Source organism: Exiguobacterium sp. s122 (assembly GCF_018618475.1).
Classification (GTDB): domain Bacteria; phylum Bacillota; class Bacilli; order Exiguobacteriales; family Exiguobacteriaceae; genus Exiguobacterium; species Exiguobacterium himgiriensis.
The window spans coordinates 1-380 of sequence record NZ_JACSMD010000022.1 but is presented as its reverse complement, the minus strand read 5'-3'; the positions used below and the strand labels follow the sequence as shown (position 1 = coordinate 380).

Genomic DNA, 380 nt, shown 5'->3' with positions numbered 1-380 from the left:
ACCTGGAGCATCGCCATCGCGTCAGACGCCACGACGTTGAACGTGCCGTCGCCGAGCCCGACGAGGAGCGGCGACTTGTTCTTGCCGATGTAGAGGCGCTCACGGTCCTCCGAGTCGATCATCGCGATCGCGTATGACCCGTGGAGCATCGACAACGTCTTGCGGAACGCCGCTTCGACGTCGCCGAGCTCGACGAAGTTCTTCTCCATGAGCTGGACGATGACTTCTGTATCTGTCTCTGAAAGGAAAGGTACATCAAGCGTCGCCTTGAGCTGCTCGTCGTTCTCGATCACGCCGTTATGGACGAGCGTGAAGCGGGCTGTCGTGCTCTGGTGCGGGTGGGCGTTCGGGACGCTCGGCACCCCGTGTGTCGCCCAACG

1 pseudogene is annotated in these 380 nt (G+C 61.8%); it reads right to left on the bottom strand.

The features are described 5' to 3' along the window. Positions 1 to 380, bottom strand: a pseudogene (locus tag KNP92_RS15745) (glutamine--fructose-6-phosphate transaminase (isomerizing)); the annotation flags it as partial.